The sequence below is a fragment of the Stenotrophomonas sp. YJH_SMC_16 genome (assembly GCF_059367875.1).
On sequence record NZ_JCAFRH010000010.1, the window covers coordinates 43,021 to 58,295 of the forward strand.

Sequence of the window (15,275 nt, forward strand, 5' to 3'; positions counted from 1 at the left end):
CTCAGGCAAGCCCCGTGAACAGGAAAGCCGCGCTCAACGCGCGCGCGGCAGGCCGGTGACGGTCGGCGGAATGGCCGGCGCCGGTGCCGGCGCGGGTGGCGGAGCCTTGTCGCGGCTGCGCTCGATCACTTCCACCTTCGGTTCCTTCCATGGACCGGTCACCTTGTAGGTACGGGCGCCAATCTCGCCCAATGGTTTGGACAATACCGCATTGGTGGCCGCGCCCAGCGCCGCCCCCACCGGGCCACCGGCCACCGCCCCCACCACGGTCAGCAGATTGCCTGCGCGCGGGTTGACGTCGATGGTCTGGTCGAACTGCTGGTTGCGCAGGTCGGCCTGGCCGCGGATGGTGATGTTGGCTGCCGGGCCTTCGATCAGCACCTTGTCTGTGCGCGCCATGCCCTGGCCGAACTGCATGCTGCCGTCGATCTGGTTGAACGCGAAGCCCTTGGAGAAGAAGTCGCGGAAGTCGAACATCAGGCGCCGCGGCAGCTGGGTCACGCTGAGCAGACCCAGCACGCGGCCGGCGCCCGGCTCCAGCTCCAGCAGCTGGCCGTTGCGTGCGTGCAGGTCCAGGCGGCCCTGCAGGTTGCCCAGCTGGAAGTCCGACGGCCCCCCACTCCACGTGGCCTGCAGCTGCGCCTGGCCGGAACCGCCACGCAGCTGGCCGCCGTAGTCGAGGTTCTGCATCAGTCCGCCCAGGTCCTCGCTGCGCACCTGCGCGGTCAGTTCGGTGCGGGCACCACCGGTGCGGCCCAGCCAGCGACCGCTGATGTCGATCTCCTGGTCGGGCGCACGGAAGCGCAGCTCATCCACGTTCAGGCCATTGGCCAGCGGCCGCGTACGCAGCACCGCCTGGCCCAGCACCACTTTGCCGAACTTCAGGTCGGCGATGTCCAGCGCGAACGGCGGCAGCTTGGCCGGGTCCATGTCGTTGGCGCCTGCCTGTACCCGTGCCGGTGCGGCCGGTACACCTGGAGCCGCCGGCAATGACTGCCAGTGCACGCGGTCGAGCTGGCCACTGATGGTGCCGCCGTCTGCATTGGGGACGGTCAGGCGCCCGGCCAGCGACGGGCCGTCCAGGCGTACATCCAGTGCCTGCGCTCCCGGGCGCAGCTGCAACCGGGTCTGCTCGAACACACCACCGATCAGCATCAGCTTGCCGACCTGCACGTCCACCGCACGCAGCGGCATGCCGTCATCGTCGTTGCCACCACGGGCCAGGCCGATCCACTCCAGCGCATCCAGGGTCGGGCTGCGGCCATTCACGGACAGTCCGCTCGGTGGCGGCTCGCGATCGGCATGGTCGCTGCCCAGCGTCACCTGCACACCCGTCTGGTTGTTGTGGCTGCGCGCAGCCAGCGCCAGGCGCTGGCCGAACGCCACGTCGATGCGGCCGGCCCCCATCGGCAGCTGTGCAGCCACGGTGGTCGCCAACGGCTCGGCAGCCGGTTTGTCCAGCGGCGCCGGCAGGTCCAGCCGGGTCCCGACCAGATCGGAGCTCAACCGCAGCTCGCTGGGCGGCGCAGGCGCCCCCGGAGCGACCTTGGGCAGATTGACCGCGATGGTCCACGGCGAGGTGCCGGCGATGTAGGGCTTCAGCCACGCCATTTCCGGCGCGCGGTCGATCAGCACGCCAGCATCGAGGTTGGCCGACAACTGCGATTCAAAGGCCAGCTTGCTGTCGTGCACGTAGCCACCGGCACGCAGGCTCAGACGACCGTCCTGGCCGAGGTGGCGCACCGCCAGTTCCTCGGCGCCGAAACCGCCGTTGCTGTAGCGCGCCTGCCCGTGCATGTTGTCAAAGGTGAGCTGGAAGCGCTTGTCGACCAGCTTCACGCCGGCCAGATCGACCGTTCCCTGCAGGTGGCCGCCACCTTCATCGTGGTGCAGCGGCTGCAGCAGATCGAAGGTCACATGCGCCGGGCCCGCAGCGGTGAGGTTGTCCAGGGTGTCGCCATAATCCTTGTGCAGCGGGCTCTGCCGCAGCATGGCCAGCAGCCTGCCGGCCTCGCTCTGCGCATCGGCACGCACGTACAGCGGCTGCTGCCCGAAATCCTGGATGCCCGCCTCGAATTTCTGCACCGCCACGCCGGCCAGATCGCCGCGACCGTGCATGTCGAAGCCGGGGCCGATGAAGGCGATATCGGCATCGACCTGGCGCATCAACGGCCAGTCGTGCTGGAAGCGGATGTCACCATTGGTGATATGGCCGGTCGCCTCGAAGCGGCCATCGTTGTTGTCGAACGGCCAGTCGTCCAGGTCGCCACTGACCAGGCCGATGCCGTTGCGCACCTGCCCACCGGCCAGCGCCATGTCCAGCCAGTCGGTGGCGCCCTTGCTCATCTTGGAGTGGATCCAGAAGCGCTTGGCCGCGGTCATCGGCACGTCGTCCAGCTTGGCCGCCAGCTGCAGCCACGGCCGCGTACCGTCGCCCTGGAACCAGACACCACCGCGCACGTCCGCCGCATAATCGGTGCCTTCCACGCGCATCGCTGCCGTGCCGATGCGCCAGCCACCGCCTTCATCGCGCCAGCCCACCACCTGGCCCGCCAGGTGCAGATCGTGGCGCACGCCGAAGCCGGTCGGCCAATCGAACTGCAGCTGGCGTTGCGACTGCAGCTGCAGGCTGAAGCCATCCGCGTCGCCTTCGAAGCGCCCGCCCAGGCCGCGCAGGCCGGGCGAATTGCCCACGCTGGCGAAGCCCAGCGACTGCAGTTCGCCCTGCGCCCACAGCGGGCCATCGCGTTCGCCCGCCAGCTGCAGCTCGCGCACGTCCAGCTGCGGCCTGGACAGGAACAGCCAGCGACGCAGGCCCGGTTCAAGACGATCGCTCAGGGCCAGCGCACGCAGCGCGATGCCGGCCTGCACTTCGCGAGAACTGACCCGCAGCTGCTTGCCGAGCTGCAGCTGCAGGCCATCGAGCTGCTGCTCGCCTTCTTCGGTTTTCAGGCGCAGGCGCGGCACCTGCAATGCCCAGCCATCGGCCTGGCGCTGCCAGCGCAGGCGTGCCTGCAACCGCTGCAGCTGCAGCTGCGGAGCCGCCATCGCGGGCATCGGTGCGCCATCGATGCGGACATCACGCAGGTCCGAATCGGTGGTCACCGCCACCGGCGCGAAATCGCGCAGGGTCAGCCACAGGTTGAGTTCGCCCTTGCCTTCGCGCAGGCGCACACCGCCGGCCGCCAGCAGCGGCGACCAGGCATGAAAATCGACCGGATCGGCGCCCAGCCAGGCCTGGCCGTTGCCGCGCACGCGGTCCACGTCCAGCACCGCCGTCAACGGCAGCGCTTCGGTCTGGGCCCAGGCGCGCACGCCTACACGCAGGCGGTCGCCATTGACCCGCAGGCGCACGTCGATGCGTGGCAGCGTGGTATCGATCCCCAGCCCCGGCGCATGCACGCCCAGGCGGCCCCCGATCACCTGCAGTTCGCCCAGACGGCGCAGCGCATCCAGCGGGTCCCCGCCATTGGCGGCCTGCGGCAGGCCACGCACCGACCAGCGGCCGTCCTCGCCCTGCTGCAGGTCCAGTGCCAGGCCACGCAGGCGCAGTTCGGTCAACGAGCGGCCGGGCAGCAGCCCGCTGTACATCGATACCAGCACCTCGGCCTCGCCGATCGCCAGGCCCTGGCCGGCGCCAATGCGCAGGCCCTTGAGCTGCAGCAGCGGACCACGCCGGGTCCAGGCCGTCTGCAACTGGTCGAAACGCACCGGCTGGCCGGCGCGTTCACTCAACCAGGCGGCAATCCTGTCGGGATGGCGCTCGGCCAGCGGCAGCAGCTGGCTGAGGGTGCCCACCAGCAGTGCGAGCCCGACCAGGCCCACCGCGCAGGCGGCAATGAAATGACGGCGGATCCTTCGCAGTCGCAGGCGCGGCGGCGCGCTCATCGGCCACCGCCGGCCTGCGGCCGGCGAGGATCAGAGCAGAACAACATCGAATTGCTCCTGCAGGTACTGCTCGTCCGCCTGGAAGCGGATGCTCTTGCCGAGGAATTCCTCCAGCTCGGCCACCGCCGCGGATTCCTCGTCGGTGATGCGCGCGACCACCTTGGTCGAGGCGATCACCAGCAGGCGCGCGGCATCGAACTGGCGCACGGCACGGGTGATCTCGCGGAAGATCTCGTAGGTCACCGTCTCGGTGGTCTTGATGCTGCCGCGGCCGCTGCACTGCGGGCAGGTTTCCGACAGCTGGCGCTCCAGGCTTTCCACCGTGCGCTTGCGGGTCATCTCCACCAGGCCCAGCGGCGAGAAGTCGTACACCGTGGTCTTGGCATGGTCACGGGCCAGCGCCTTTTCCAGCGTACGCAATACCTGGCGGCGGTGCTCGGCATCATCCATGTCGATGAAGTCGATGATGATGATGCCGCCCAGGTTGCGCAGGCGCAGCTGCCGTGCCACCGCCTGTGCCGCTTCCAGGTTGGTGCGGAACACCGTCTCTTCCAGGTTGCGCTGGCCGAGGAACGAACCGGTGTTGACGTCGATGGTGGTCATCGCCTCGGTCTGGTCGATCACCAGGTAGCCACCGGATTTCAGCGGCACCTGCTTGTCCAGCGCGCGGCCGATCTCGTCCTCCACCCCGAACATGTCGAAGATCGGGCGATCGCCGCTGTACAGCTCGATCTTCTCCGCCAGCACCGGCATGTACTTGGCAACAAAGGCCTGCAACTGCGCGAAGGTCTCCTTGGAGTCCACCTTCACCTTGTCCACGTCCTTGCGGATCAGGTCGCGTACCGATCGCAGCGGCAGGCTCAGGTCTTCATAGATGTTGCTGCACGAGGCCGCTTCGCGGCCACGACGCTCGACCACGTTCCATACGCGCGACAGGTAGGCGATGTCCTCGGCGATGGCTTCGGCCGGCTGGCCCTCGGCATTGGTACGCACGATGTAGCCGTAGCCCCCGTGCTGCGCCGACAGTTCGGTCACCAGCGCCTTCAGGCGCGCACGCTCGGTTTCATCCTCGATGCGCGCCGACACGCCCACCACCTTGGACTGCGGCAGCAGCACCATGTAGCGCGAGGGAATGCTGATCTGGGTGGTCAGGCGGGCGCCCTTGGTGCCGATCGGATCCTTCACCACCTGCACCACGATGTCCTGGCCGTCGCGCAGCAGCTCGACGATCGGCACGCTGGACGGCGGCGGCAGCGTGGTGTTCTCGGTGTCGGCACTGGCTACCGGCGCCGGCCGCACCACGTCGTTGGCGTGCAGGAACGCGGCACGCTCCAGCCCGACTTCGACGAAGGCCGCCTGCATGCCGGGCATCACCCGCTGTACCTTGCCCTTGTAGATGTTGCCGACCACACCCCGGCGCCAGCCGCGCTCGATGTGCAGTTCCTGCAGCATGCCATTTTCGATCACCGCGACCCGGGTCTCGCGCGGGGTCACATTGACCAGGATTTCCTCAGACATCGGCAGCCTCCCTGGCGGCATCGGCAGTGGGGGCTGGCACGCCACAGCGCGCCAGCAAACGATCGGTGTGCAGCAACGGCAGCCCCATCACCCCGGAGTAACTCCCGGACAGGTGCTCGATCCAGCGCTCGGCCCCGCCCTGGATGGCGTAGGCCCCCGCCTTGTCCAGCGGTTCGCCGGTGGCCACGTAGGCGGCGATGTCGGCGGCGTCGATCGGGGCGAAGGTCACTTCAGAAATGACCAGCTCGCTGTCCAGCCCGTCCGCGCCGACCACCACCACCGCGGTCATCACCTGATGGGTACGCCCGGCAAGACGCGCCAGCATCGCCCGCGCATCGGCGGCGTCGGTGGGCTTTCCGAACACGTCGCCGTCCAGCACCACCTCGGTGTCCGAACCGAGCACCCGCGCCTGCGGGTCATCGGCCAGCACCCGGGCCAGGCCGGCGCGCGCCTTGTCGGCGGCGACCCGGCAGACATACTGTTCGGCGCTTTCAGCGGGCGCGCGCTGCTCGACGACCTCCAGGTCCAAGGCCTGGAAGGGGCGTCCGAGTCGGGCCAGCAGCTGGTTGCGTCGGGGGGAGCGGGAAGCAAGGTAGAGCATCGGCACAGCATAACCTGAGGCTGCCACCTGAATCGTCGGCAACCCGTTCTGGAACGCGCTCAACCCCGAACGGGCTCACAGCGCGTTCATCGCTACGACACCACCCTCAACGGCACAACAAGGAGTTCTCCATGCGCCTGACCGCCACCCCGCTGCTGCTCGCCCTGTCCCTCGCCCTTGGAACCTCGATGACCGCCCATGCTGCCCCGTCGTCGCCGTCGATCGCCGCTCCGGCCGAAGGCACCCTGCTGAACATCTCGGCCAACGCCGAGGCCACCCGCGTGCCGGACGTGGCCACCCTGTCGGCCGGCGTGGTCACCCAGGCCGCCGATGGCAACAGCGCCATGCGCCAGAACGCCCAGCAGATGGACAAGGTACTGGCCGCGATCAAGGCCGCCGGCATCGCCGAGCGCGACGTGCAGACCAGTGGCGTCAGCCTCAACCCGCAGTACCGCTATGCCGACAACGAAGCGCCGAAGATCACCGGCTACCAGGCCAGCAACACGGTCAGCCTGAAGGTGCGCGACATCGCCAAGCTGGGCAAGGTGCTGGACGCACTGGCTGCGCAGGGCGCCAACCAGATCAATGGCCCCAGCTTCGAGATCGACCAGCCGGAACCGGTCTATGACGAAGCCCGCCTGGCTGCACTGAAGAAGGCCCAGGCCCGCGCCCAGACCTATGCAAAGTCGCTGGGCCTGCAGGTGCGCCGCATCGTCAGCATTTCCGAGAACGCCGGCGGCGGCTACCGCCCGATGCCGATGATGCGGGCCATGTCGGCCGGCGCGGCGATGGACAAGGCCACCCCGGTCGCACCGGGTGAATCGACCGTCTCGGTCAACCTGGACGTGGTGTTCGAACTGGGTCGCTGATCCCGTTCGTCATTGCCGGCAAAGGCGGATCCCGCAGGGGATCCGCCTTTTTTCATGTCCGCAGCCGGCACTGGCTGAAGGCCAGCCCAACGATCGCCCCCCTGCCTCTAGGCAGTGGCCGCCATGTCGCGCTACTGATGGACTGCCAGCCGCGTGCGGCAACCCCGCCACGGGCCCTGGTGCGTTGAGGACTTCGTCACTGGCATGGAGGTGGACCATGGTTCGTACGTATCCCGTTGCATCCCCGCAGTTCGACCCCGCCCGCGTTGCCGCCTGGAGCGCGGCCATCGCCCTGCATCTGCTGGCCTTCCTGCTGCTGCTGATCCCGGCGACCTACCAGGCTGTGCAGGTCCCGCGTGACAAGACTGCGGTCAGGCTGATCGAGAAGATCCCGCCACCGCCCACGCCGCCGGTTCCGATCCCGCCGAAAGAGATCGTCCAGGTGGTGCCCAAACCGCGGACGCAGCCGGTGGTACCGCCGCTGCCCGCACCCACCGCGACCGTAGAGGAAACCCAGGGCATCGCACTGCCGGCCGCCGAACCGGCCCCGCCCCAGCTCGCACCGAGCATCGATACCGCCACACCACTGGCCGGCGCCCAGCTGCAATACCGCAGCGCCCCGCCGCCGGCCTACCCGCTGGCGGCACTGCGCAACCGCGAGCAGGGTACGGTGCTGTTGCGGGTAGAGGTGGACACCCACGGGCAGCCGGCGGTGGTCAGCATCGAGCGCAGCAGTGGCTCGCGCAGCCTGGACCAGGCCGCACGCCAGCAGGTGCTCAGGCACTGGCGCTTCGAGCCGGCCCAGCGTGATGGCGTGGCCGTGCCGGCCATCGGCATGGTGCCGGTGCAGTTCTCGCTGCCGGACTGAAGTGATCGCCGGCCCGGCCATCTGCCGGGCCGGCCCTTCCGTCCGGGCGGGCACGGACGGAACAGGATCAACTGTTATTGATTAAGCAAAAATTCACGACTTCGTCACCCGCCGGAAACCTAGATTGGTCCGTCCCGGAATCTACCGGAGACAGCCCTCAACGCTACGGTTTTCCAGTTAGGAGAGAAGCTGTGAAACACCTGATCCAACGGCCCGCCAGCCGCCGCCGCACCACCCTGGCATCGTCCATCACCCATATCCTTACCGGCGGCACCCTGCTGCTGGTTGGCGCCGTGGCTTCCACCTCCGCTTTCGCGCAGGAGAAGGCCACCAACCTGGACCGCATCACGGTCACCGGTTCGAACATCCCGCGCACCAACACTGAAACACCGTCCCCGGTGCAGGTGGTGACCCGCCAGGAAATCGACCGCACCGGCAAGACCACGGTTGCCGAGTACCTGCAGACCATCACCGCCAATGGCGCCGGCTCTATTCCCAAATCGTTCGGCAACGGCTTCGCCGGCGGTGGCGCCGGCATTTCGCTGCGTGGCCTGGGCGCGGGTTCAACCCTTGTCCTGTTGAATGGTCGCCGCATGGCCACCTACGGCCTGGCAGATGACGGCCAGAAGGTCTTCACCGACCTGAGCACCATCCCGCTCGACGCCGTTGAACGCGTGGAAGTGCTGAAGGACGGCGCCTCGGCGATCTATGGCTCCGACGCCATCGCTGGCGTGGTCAACATCATCCTGCGCAGCGACTTCCAGGGCGCGATCCTTCGCGGCTCCTACGGCCTGTCCGGCGACAGCGATGGCGATACCAAGAAAGCGACCCTGACCGCCGGTACCGGCGACATGGCCACCGACGGATGGAACGCCTTCTTCAGCCTGGATGTCGGCAAGAGCGACGCAATCAAGATCAGCGACCGCAAGAACCGCAAGTGGATCGGTACCGGCGACACCCGCCAGTGGGGCTATGGCAACAATGCCCAGTTCCTGGGTGGCGCCTTCCTCAGCGGCAAGACCCGCGGCGGCGTTGGTCCCAATGGCTCGGTGTACGACGACCGCAATGTCACCGACACGAATCCGGCCACCCTCGTGCCACTGCCTGGCTGCCAGGGTCTGACCACCATCGGTGGCCAGACCGACGCTTCGGTCGCCGCGCAGGGCTGCCTGTGGGATCCGGCACAGCTGTATCGCGACATCTCGCCGGAAGAGAAGTACGTCAATGTGTTCGGCCGCGCCAGCTTCGCGTTCGGTGAAGGTGGCGAAATCTACACCGAGATCGGCTACTCGAAGAAGGAAACCACCTTCAGCAACACGCCGTCCGCCGCGTCCGGCGGCTGGGGTTATCCCGGCGGCCCGGTCAACGGCAACAGCGGTCCGGGCGCCGTGGTGCTTGGCCCCAATCATCCTGACCGGCCTGCCGGCCTCGGTACCGGCCCGTTGCGCCTGCGCTACAGCGCTTGGGACGTCGGCCCCCGCGTGACCGACAACACCAACGAGTTCAATCGTTTCCTGGTCGGCGTCAAGGGCAACTGGGGTGACTGGAGCTACGACACCGCCTACCTGCACTCGGGCACCGACCTGGTCAACGAGCGCACCGGCTTCCTGCGCTACAGCGCCGTGAAGTGTGCACTGGGTGACGCGAACTGTGCCGGTGGCGTATGGCGCATCGGCGACAACGCCAACCTGAACTCCCAGGCGCTGTACGACTACATCTCGCCGAAGATCAGCGCACGTGCCAAGTCCAGCCTGGACATGTTCGACTTCACCGTGTCGCGCAGCCTGATGGACCTGAAGGGTGGCCCGCTGGGCCTGGCGATCGGTACTGAGTGGCGCAAGACCAGCAACAGCCTGACCCCGCAGACCTACACCGACACGGGTGACATCATCGGCCTGGGCTACTCGGCCTATGACGGCACGCAGAACGTGTACGCCGGTTACGTCGAACTGTCGGCACCGGTGCTGGAGCAGTTGGAACTGTCCGCTGCACTGCGCTACGACAAGTATGAGAGCGGTGAAGGCAAGGCCACGCCGAAGCTGGGTGTGAAGTGGACGCCGGCCGACTGGATCGCCCTGCGCGCCAGCTACGCCGAAGGCTTCCGTGCGCCGAACCCGGCCGAGAACGGCGATGGTGGCCTGGCCGCCTTCTCCACTGCCTCGGATCCGATCCGTTGCCCGGACGGTGAAAACCCGGCCCCGGGTGCTTCGCCGGACGACTGCGGCTCGCAGTCGGTTGCGATCATCACCCGCCCGAACAAGGACCTGAAGCCGGAAGAGTCGAAGAGCTACTCGGTGGGTATCGTGCTGCAGCCCACCCGCTCCACCTCGTTGACCGTCGATGCCTGGGAAATCAAGCGCACCAACGAGATCGCCCAGGGCGATACCGATGATGCGATCCGGGCTGGCAATGTCCTGCGCGACAACAACCTGCTCAACGGCGTCGCCGGTACCGGCAGCATCCTGGCCGTCAACACCGCCTACATCAACGCCAGTTCCTCGCGCGTTCGCGGTATCGACACCGACATCCGCCAGACCTTCGACATCGGCCCGGGCCAGCTGGAGATGGATCTGCAGTGGAGCCACCTGCTGAAGTTCGAGCGCACCAGCGGTACCAGCACCGATGACTTCCTGGGCACGCACGGCAACTGCGACGTGACCAACTGCATCGGCACGCCGAAGGACCGCATCAACTTCGGTACCACCTGGAAGCAGGGCCCGTGGAGTGTCAGCGGCGTGGCCAACTACATCTCCAGCATGGAAAACACTGACAAGCGCGGCGGCAAGTACCAGTTCTTCTATGCCGATGGATCGCCGGTGAAGAAGATCTCTTCGTTCACCACCTTCGACCTTTCCGGCCGTTGGGCAATCACCGAAGCGTTCGAGCTGAATGCTTCGGTCGAGAACGTCTTCGACCGAATTGCTCCGCTGGATCCGCTGACCTATGGCGGCGTGAACTACAACCCGATGCACTTCAGTGGTGCCATCGGCCGCTACTTCACCGTCGGTGCCAAGTACACCTTCAAGTAATACAGGCAACACGCTTCAACGCAACAACTTCGAAGGCCCGGGCAGCTGCCCGGGCCTTCGTCGTTCTGCCCCTTGCAGGCATGTTCACGGGCACAGGGCTACCGTGTGCACGCGGCATCACCGCCGCAGGGGATCTCCATGGCCGCGACATCGCAGCGCTTGGGCCTGCCCGCGTTGACTGCACTGGTGGTCGGCTCGATGGTCGGCGCCGGTATCTTTTCATTGCCGCAGAACGTAGCGCGCAGCGCCGGTCCGGCCGCCGCGCTGATTGGCTGGGCGGTGAGCGGCGCGGGCATGCTGATGCTGGCCTTCGTGTTCCAGGCGCTGGCCAACCGTCGACCGGATCTCGATACCGGCATCTACGCATACGCGCGCGAGGGCTTCGGCAATTACATCGGCTTCTCCGCTGCGTGGGGTTACTGGGTTGCCTCGGTGCTCGGCAACGCCAGCTTCTTCGTGCTGATCTTCAGCGGCCTTGGCCACTTCATGCCCGTGTTCGGCGAAGGCAATACCCCGGCCGCCGTGACCGCATCGTCATTGCTGTTGTGGACGGTGCACCTGTTGGTGCTGCGTGGCCTGCGCACCGCAGCCATCGTCAACGGCCTGGTGACCGTGGCCAAGCTGCTGCCGATCGCGCTGTTCCTGATCCTGGCCGCCGGCGCGTTCCGCATGGACGTGTTCCGCGCCGATTTCCTCGGCACGCCTGCACTCGGCGACCTTGGCCAGCAGCTGCGCGGCATGATGCTGGTGACCGTGTGGGTGTTCATCGGCATCGAAGGGGCCAGCATCTATTCGCGACGCGCGGCACGCCGCACCGACGTGGGTCGCGCCACGGTGATCGGCTTCCTTGGCGTGTGGCTGCTGCTGGTGCTGGTCAGCCTGTTGTCGATGGGCGTGCTGTCGCAGGCGGAACTGGCCGGACTGCCCAATCCGTCGATGGCCTATGTGCTGCGCGCCATTGTCGGCGAATGGGGCGCGACGGTGATCATCATCGGCTCGATCATCTCCGTTCTCGGTGCATTGTTGGCCTGGGTGCTGCTGTGCGCCGAAGTGCTCTATGCCGCCGCAGGTGACGGCACCATGCCCGCCTTCCTTGGCCGTGAGAACGCGCGCGGCGTGCCGGCCAATGCACTGTGGTTGAGCAACGGCCTGATCCAGTTGTTCCTGCTGCTGGTGCTGGTCAGTTCCGGCAGCTACACCGGGCTGGTGCTGCTGGCCGCATCGATGAGCCTGGTGCCCTACTTCCTGTCCACGGCATTCGGCGTGCAGCTGGCCTGGCGCGGGCAGGCCTATGCCGGTGAGCCGGGTGTGCGCTGGCGTGATTTCGGGGTGGCAGTGCTGGCCAGTGCGTATGCGCTGTGGCTGGTGTATGCCGGTGGCCTGGACAACCTGCTGCTGTCGGTATTGCTGTACGTGCCCGGCGTGGTGTTGTTCGCACTGACCCGGCGCCAACGCGGCGAGCGGGTATTCACGCGTTGGGAATGGGTGCTGTTCGGTGCGATCCTGATCGTGGCGATCGCCACGCTGGTGGCGTTCTGGCGAGGAGCGCTGCCACTGTAGAGCCGAGCCCACGCTCGGCTTCGCACAGGCAGCCGAGCACGGCTCGGCTCCACAACAACAGTCGAGCAAGCTCGACTCCACAAAGACGCAAAAAAAACCTGCATCTCGCGATGCAGGTTTCTCAAGGTGGCGCCCGAAGTTGGACTCGAACCAACGACCCCCTGATTAACAGTCAAGTGCTCTAACCGGCTGAGCTATTCGGGCAGACGACTAGTATAACCACTCTTCACGCGCGATGGTAGGGGTGATTGGCGATCATTGCGGCAGCCCGATACAACTGCTCGGCCACCACCAGGCGTACCAGCATGTGTGGCAGCGTCAGCGGTCCGATCGACCACTTCTCGTCGGCCAGCGCGGAGACTTCCGGCGAATGCCCTTCCGGGCCACCGATCAGGAACGCCAGGTCCCTGCCCTGCCCGCGCCAGTGTTCCAGGCGCTGTGCCAGCTGTTCGGAACTGAGCTGGCGACCCGGCACATCCAGCGCCACTACATAGGCATTCTTCGGCAGCGCAGCGATCACCCGCTTGCCTTCATCTTCAGTGGCGCGGCGCGGATCACGGCCTTTGCCGCGCAGGCCGGGCTCGATTTCCACCAGCTCGAACGGCAGCCAGTGCGACAGCCGCTTCTGGTACTCGGCGAAGCCCTGCGCCACCCAGCTGGGGGCGCGTTCACCGGTGGCGATCAGGCGGGCTTTCATCAACGGTCCTCCAAAACGTCGACGGCGCCATCGGCGCCGTCGAAGGGATGCATCAACGCGTGGCTCAAGCCACTTCGTCGTCGCTGGACGGCGGCTGGTCGCCGACGGTCCACAGGCGCTCGAGGGCGTAGAACTCACGCACGCGCGGCAGCATCACATGGACGATCACGTCGCCCAGATCGACCAGCACCCACTCGGCTTCACGCTCGCCTTCCACGCCCAGCGGCATCACGTCGATGTTCTTGGCGAAGCGCACCACTTCATCGGCAATCGACTTGACGTGGCGGGTCGAGGTGCCCGAAACGACAATCATGTAGTCGGCAACGCTGGACCGGCCGCGCACGTCGATCTCGACCAGGTCCTTGGCCTTCAGGTCTTCGGTGGCTTGGCGGACGCTGGCCAGCAGTTCCGGCACGGACGGCGGCGGGCTGGGCAGATCGACCTTGATGGTCTGGGGCTGGGTCTGGTTGCTCAAAGTGGATCGACTCGATAAACGTGGGGGCGATTATACGGGGATGGCGCCGCTACGCCATTCACGCTGTGGCCGGGCGGTACAGCCCGTGTGCAGCCACATAGTCCGCCACGCCGGGTGGCAGCAGGGCGCGCCAGGGGCCGCCGCCGGCGATCTGCGAACGCACGGCGCTGGCCGATTCCTCGCGCAGCGGGTGGTGCAGGCGCAGGATGCGCCCGGCCGGGCTGGCGAACAGGGCCTGCTCGGTGTCGGCCCAGCGCCCTTCCAGCGCCCGGCCCAGCTCGCCATCCACCGCAGCCTGCAACGGGCTGCCCGGGCGCTCCGCCACCACGAAATGAGCCAGCCCGAACAGCGCCTCCCACTCGTGCCAGCGGGACAGGCCAAGCAGGCTGTCGGCGCCGACCAGCCAGGCCAGCGGCCGGCTCGGACCCAGCTCGCCACGCAGCTCGCGCAGGGTGTCCACGGTGTAGGACGGCCGACCGGGGAAACGCGCTGCACGGTCCAGCTCGCGACGGTCCAGCAGCAGACCCGGTTCGTCGCCGATGGCCAGCGACAGCATGGTGCAGCGCTGCTCGGCCGTGGCGCCTGGCACGGCCCGGTGCGGCGGATCGGCGGCCGGCAGCATGCGCACGGCAACCTGCAGTTCGTCACGGGCAGCCCGCGCGATCGCCAGGTGCCCGAGGTGCACCGGATCAAAGGTGCCCCCGTAATAGATCCGCAGACTCATTGCTCAGGCCCGCGCCAGCAGGCGCACGGCACGCGGTTCGGCCACGGCCACCAGCAGGCGCTCCAGCGCCAGCCAGGCATCACCGTCGGCGCGCCCCTTGGCGATGCGGTCGACCAGCCCGGCTTCGGCCACGAAGCGCTCCCAGCGCTTGCTTTCCGGATGCCGCTGCAGCGCGCGCTTGTACGGCGCCTGCCGCGATTCCCAGATGCCGCGCGATTTCATTTCGGCGGCCAGGTTGCCGCCACGGGCCTGCACCCGGGCCAGGCCTGCACCAGCCAGCAGTTCGCGGATCACCATCGGCATCAGTGCAGCCACCGCCTCACCCTCGCCGCGCAGGCCGGCCAGCATGCGCAGCACCGCCGGCGGTTGCCCGGAGAACGTCGCCTCCACCAGCCGGAACACGTCATAGCGCGCGGCGTCGGCCACCAGCGATTCCATCCGTTCCACGTCCAGCGGCTGGCCGTCGGCCAACAGCGCCAGCTTGTCGATTTCCTGGGCGGCAGCCAGCAGATTGCCTTCCACCCGCTCGGCCAGGCGCTGCACGGCGGCCGGGTCCGCGCGCAGGCCCTTGCCACGCAGGCGGCGCTCGATCCAGTCCGGCAATTCGTGCGGCTTGATCGCCCAGGCCACCGACAGCACGCCGATGCGGTTGACCGCCTCGGCCCACTTGCCCTGGTGGGCCTTGCTCCATTCGTTGGCGGTAATCATCAGCACCACGTCCGGCGCCGGATTGGCGCAGAACTGGCTGATCACCTCGGCCCCGTCCTTGCCCGGCTTGCCGCTGGGCAGGCGCACCTCGACCAGGCGGCGGGCGCTGAACAGGCTGGGCGCGTTGAAGCTGGCGTCGAGCTGGTTCCAGTCGAAATCACGGCCATCGGCGTCGAACACTTCCCGCTCGCCGATGCCGGCGGCGCGCGCGCGCGCGCGGATGGCGTCGGCCGCCTCAAGCACGCGCAGGGTTTCCGGGCCGGCAATCAGGTAGGCCGGCGCCAGCGCGGTATCAGCGCCCTGGCTGGCCAGCTGCTCCGGACGCAGTTCCATCGTCG

General features: G+C 67.5%; 11 protein-coding genes and 1 tRNA gene. 4 read left to right on the forward strand and 8 right to left on the reverse strand.

From position 1 onward, the window contains the following. Positions 1-33: 33 nt before the first annotated feature. The 3 genes from AC5P6E_RS18375 to AC5P6E_RS18385 are packed head-to-tail and all read right to left on the reverse strand — an operon-like array spanning position 34 to position 6,007. A complete protein-coding gene (locus AC5P6E_RS18375) occupies positions 34-3,888 on the reverse strand; it encodes a YhdP family protein (RefSeq protein ID WP_019338625.1) in 3,855 nt (1,284 codons plus the stop codon). 30 nt (positions 3,889-3,918) lie between these two features. Then, positions 3,919-5,406 carry a ribonuclease G gene (rng, locus tag AC5P6E_RS18380; RefSeq protein ID WP_010482960.1) on the reverse strand — a complete coding sequence of 496 codons (1,488 nt, stop codon included), beginning with the start codon at positions 5,404-5,406 and terminating at the stop codon, positions 3,919-3,921. After that, positions 5,399-6,007, reverse strand: coding sequence for a Maf family nucleotide pyrophosphatase (locus AC5P6E_RS18385; protein WP_029379848.1), 609 nt, complete (start codon positions 6,005-6,007; stop codon positions 5,399-5,401). The genes rng and AC5P6E_RS18385 overlap by 8 nt, the downstream gene beginning before the upstream one ends. 131 nt (positions 6,008-6,138) lie before the next feature. Here AC5P6E_RS18385 and AC5P6E_RS18390 point away from each other — a divergent pair, with 131 nt between their 5' ends. The 4 genes from AC5P6E_RS18390 (at position 6,139) to AC5P6E_RS18405 (ending at position 12,333) form a co-directional block, all read left to right on the forward strand. Further along, positions 6,139-6,876, forward strand: a complete 738-nt coding sequence (locus tag AC5P6E_RS18390) for an SIMPL domain-containing protein (protein ID WP_006382138.1) — start codon at positions 6,139-6,141, stop codon at positions 6,874-6,876. A 217-nt stretch (positions 6,877-7,093) separates the two neighbouring features. After that, positions 7,094-7,744 (forward strand): energy transducer TonB, encoded by a 651-nt coding sequence (locus AC5P6E_RS18395; RefSeq protein WP_019338627.1) that lies wholly within the window; start codon positions 7,094-7,096, stop codon positions 7,742-7,744. A 191-nt stretch (positions 7,745-7,935) separates the two neighbouring features. Further along, a complete protein-coding gene (locus AC5P6E_RS18400) occupies positions 7,936-10,773 on the forward strand; it encodes a TonB-dependent receptor (RefSeq protein WP_019338628.1) in 2,838 nt (945 codons plus the stop codon). 138 nt (positions 10,774-10,911) lie between these two features. Further along, the gene (locus AC5P6E_RS18405; RefSeq protein WP_019338629.1) at positions 10,912-12,333 is read left to right on the forward strand and encodes a basic amino acid/polyamine antiporter; all 1,422 of its coding nucleotides are present in this window, start codon (positions 10,912-10,914) and stop codon (positions 12,331-12,333) included. 127 nt (positions 12,334-12,460) lie between these two features. On the opposite strand, the gene AC5P6E_RS18410 is transcribed toward AC5P6E_RS18405, so the two are convergent. From AC5P6E_RS18410 to holA, 5 genes are all read right to left on the reverse strand, one after another. After that, positions 12,461-12,537: transfer RNA gene (locus AC5P6E_RS18410), tRNA-Asn, on the reverse strand. Positions 12,538-12,559: 22 nt separating this feature from the next. Beyond that, positions 12,560-13,030: a 23S rRNA (pseudouridine(1915)-N(3))-methyltransferase RlmH gene (rlmH, locus tag AC5P6E_RS18415; RefSeq protein ID WP_005418108.1), complete on the reverse strand. Its 471-nt coding sequence runs from the start codon at positions 13,028-13,030 to the stop codon at positions 12,560-12,562. Positions 13,031-13,094: 64 nt separating this feature from the next. Next, positions 13,095-13,505: a ribosome silencing factor gene (gene rsfS / locus AC5P6E_RS18420; RefSeq protein WP_005418109.1), complete on the reverse strand. Its 411-nt coding sequence runs from the start codon at positions 13,503-13,505 to the stop codon at positions 13,095-13,097. A 58-nt stretch (positions 13,506-13,563) separates the two neighbouring features. Next, complete coding sequence (gene nadD / locus AC5P6E_RS18425) at positions 13,564-14,229, reverse strand: nicotinate-nucleotide adenylyltransferase (RefSeq protein ID WP_010482945.1); 666 nt, start codon at positions 14,227-14,229, stop codon at positions 13,564-13,566. Between the two features lie 3 nt (positions 14,230-14,232). Further along, on the reverse strand, positions 14,233-15,270 hold the full coding sequence (gene holA, locus AC5P6E_RS18430; protein ID WP_010482943.1) for a DNA polymerase III subunit delta: 1,038 nt from the start codon (positions 15,268-15,270) through the stop codon (positions 14,233-14,235). Positions 15,271-15,275 lie beyond the last annotated feature (5 nt).

Bases quoted from the DNA above. Each gene is read 5' to 3' on its own strand.
- AC5P6E_RS18375 (WP_019338625.1), bottom strand. From the start codon at position 3,888: ATGAGCGCGCCGCCGCGCCTGCGACTGCGAAGGATCCGCCGTCATTTC.
- rng (WP_010482960.1), bottom strand. From the start codon at position 5,406: ATGTCTGAGGAAATCCTGGTCAATGTGACCCCGCGCGAGACCCGGGTC.
- AC5P6E_RS18385 (WP_029379848.1), bottom strand. From the start codon at position 6,007: ATGCTCTACCTTGCTTCCCGCTCCCCCCGACGCAACCAGCTGCTGGCC.
- AC5P6E_RS18390 (WP_006382138.1), top strand. From the start codon at position 6,139: ATGCGCCTGACCGCCACCCCGCTGCTGCTCGCCCTGTCCCTCGCCCTT.
- AC5P6E_RS18395 (WP_019338627.1), top strand. From the start codon at position 7,094: ATGGTTCGTACGTATCCCGTTGCATCCCCGCAGTTCGACCCCGCCCGC.
- AC5P6E_RS18405 (WP_019338629.1), top strand. From the start codon at position 10,912: ATGGCCGCGACATCGCAGCGCTTGGGCCTGCCCGCGTTGACTGCACTG.
- rlmH (WP_005418108.1), bottom strand. From the start codon at position 13,030: ATGAAAGCCCGCCTGATCGCCACCGGTGAACGCGCCCCCAGCTGGGTG.
- nadD (WP_010482945.1), bottom strand. From the start codon at position 14,229: ATGAGTCTGCGGATCTATTACGGGGGCACCTTTGATCCGGTGCACCTC.
- holA (WP_010482943.1), bottom strand. From the start codon at position 15,270: ATGGAACTGCGTCCGGAGCAGCTGGCCAGCCAGGGCGCTGATACCGCG.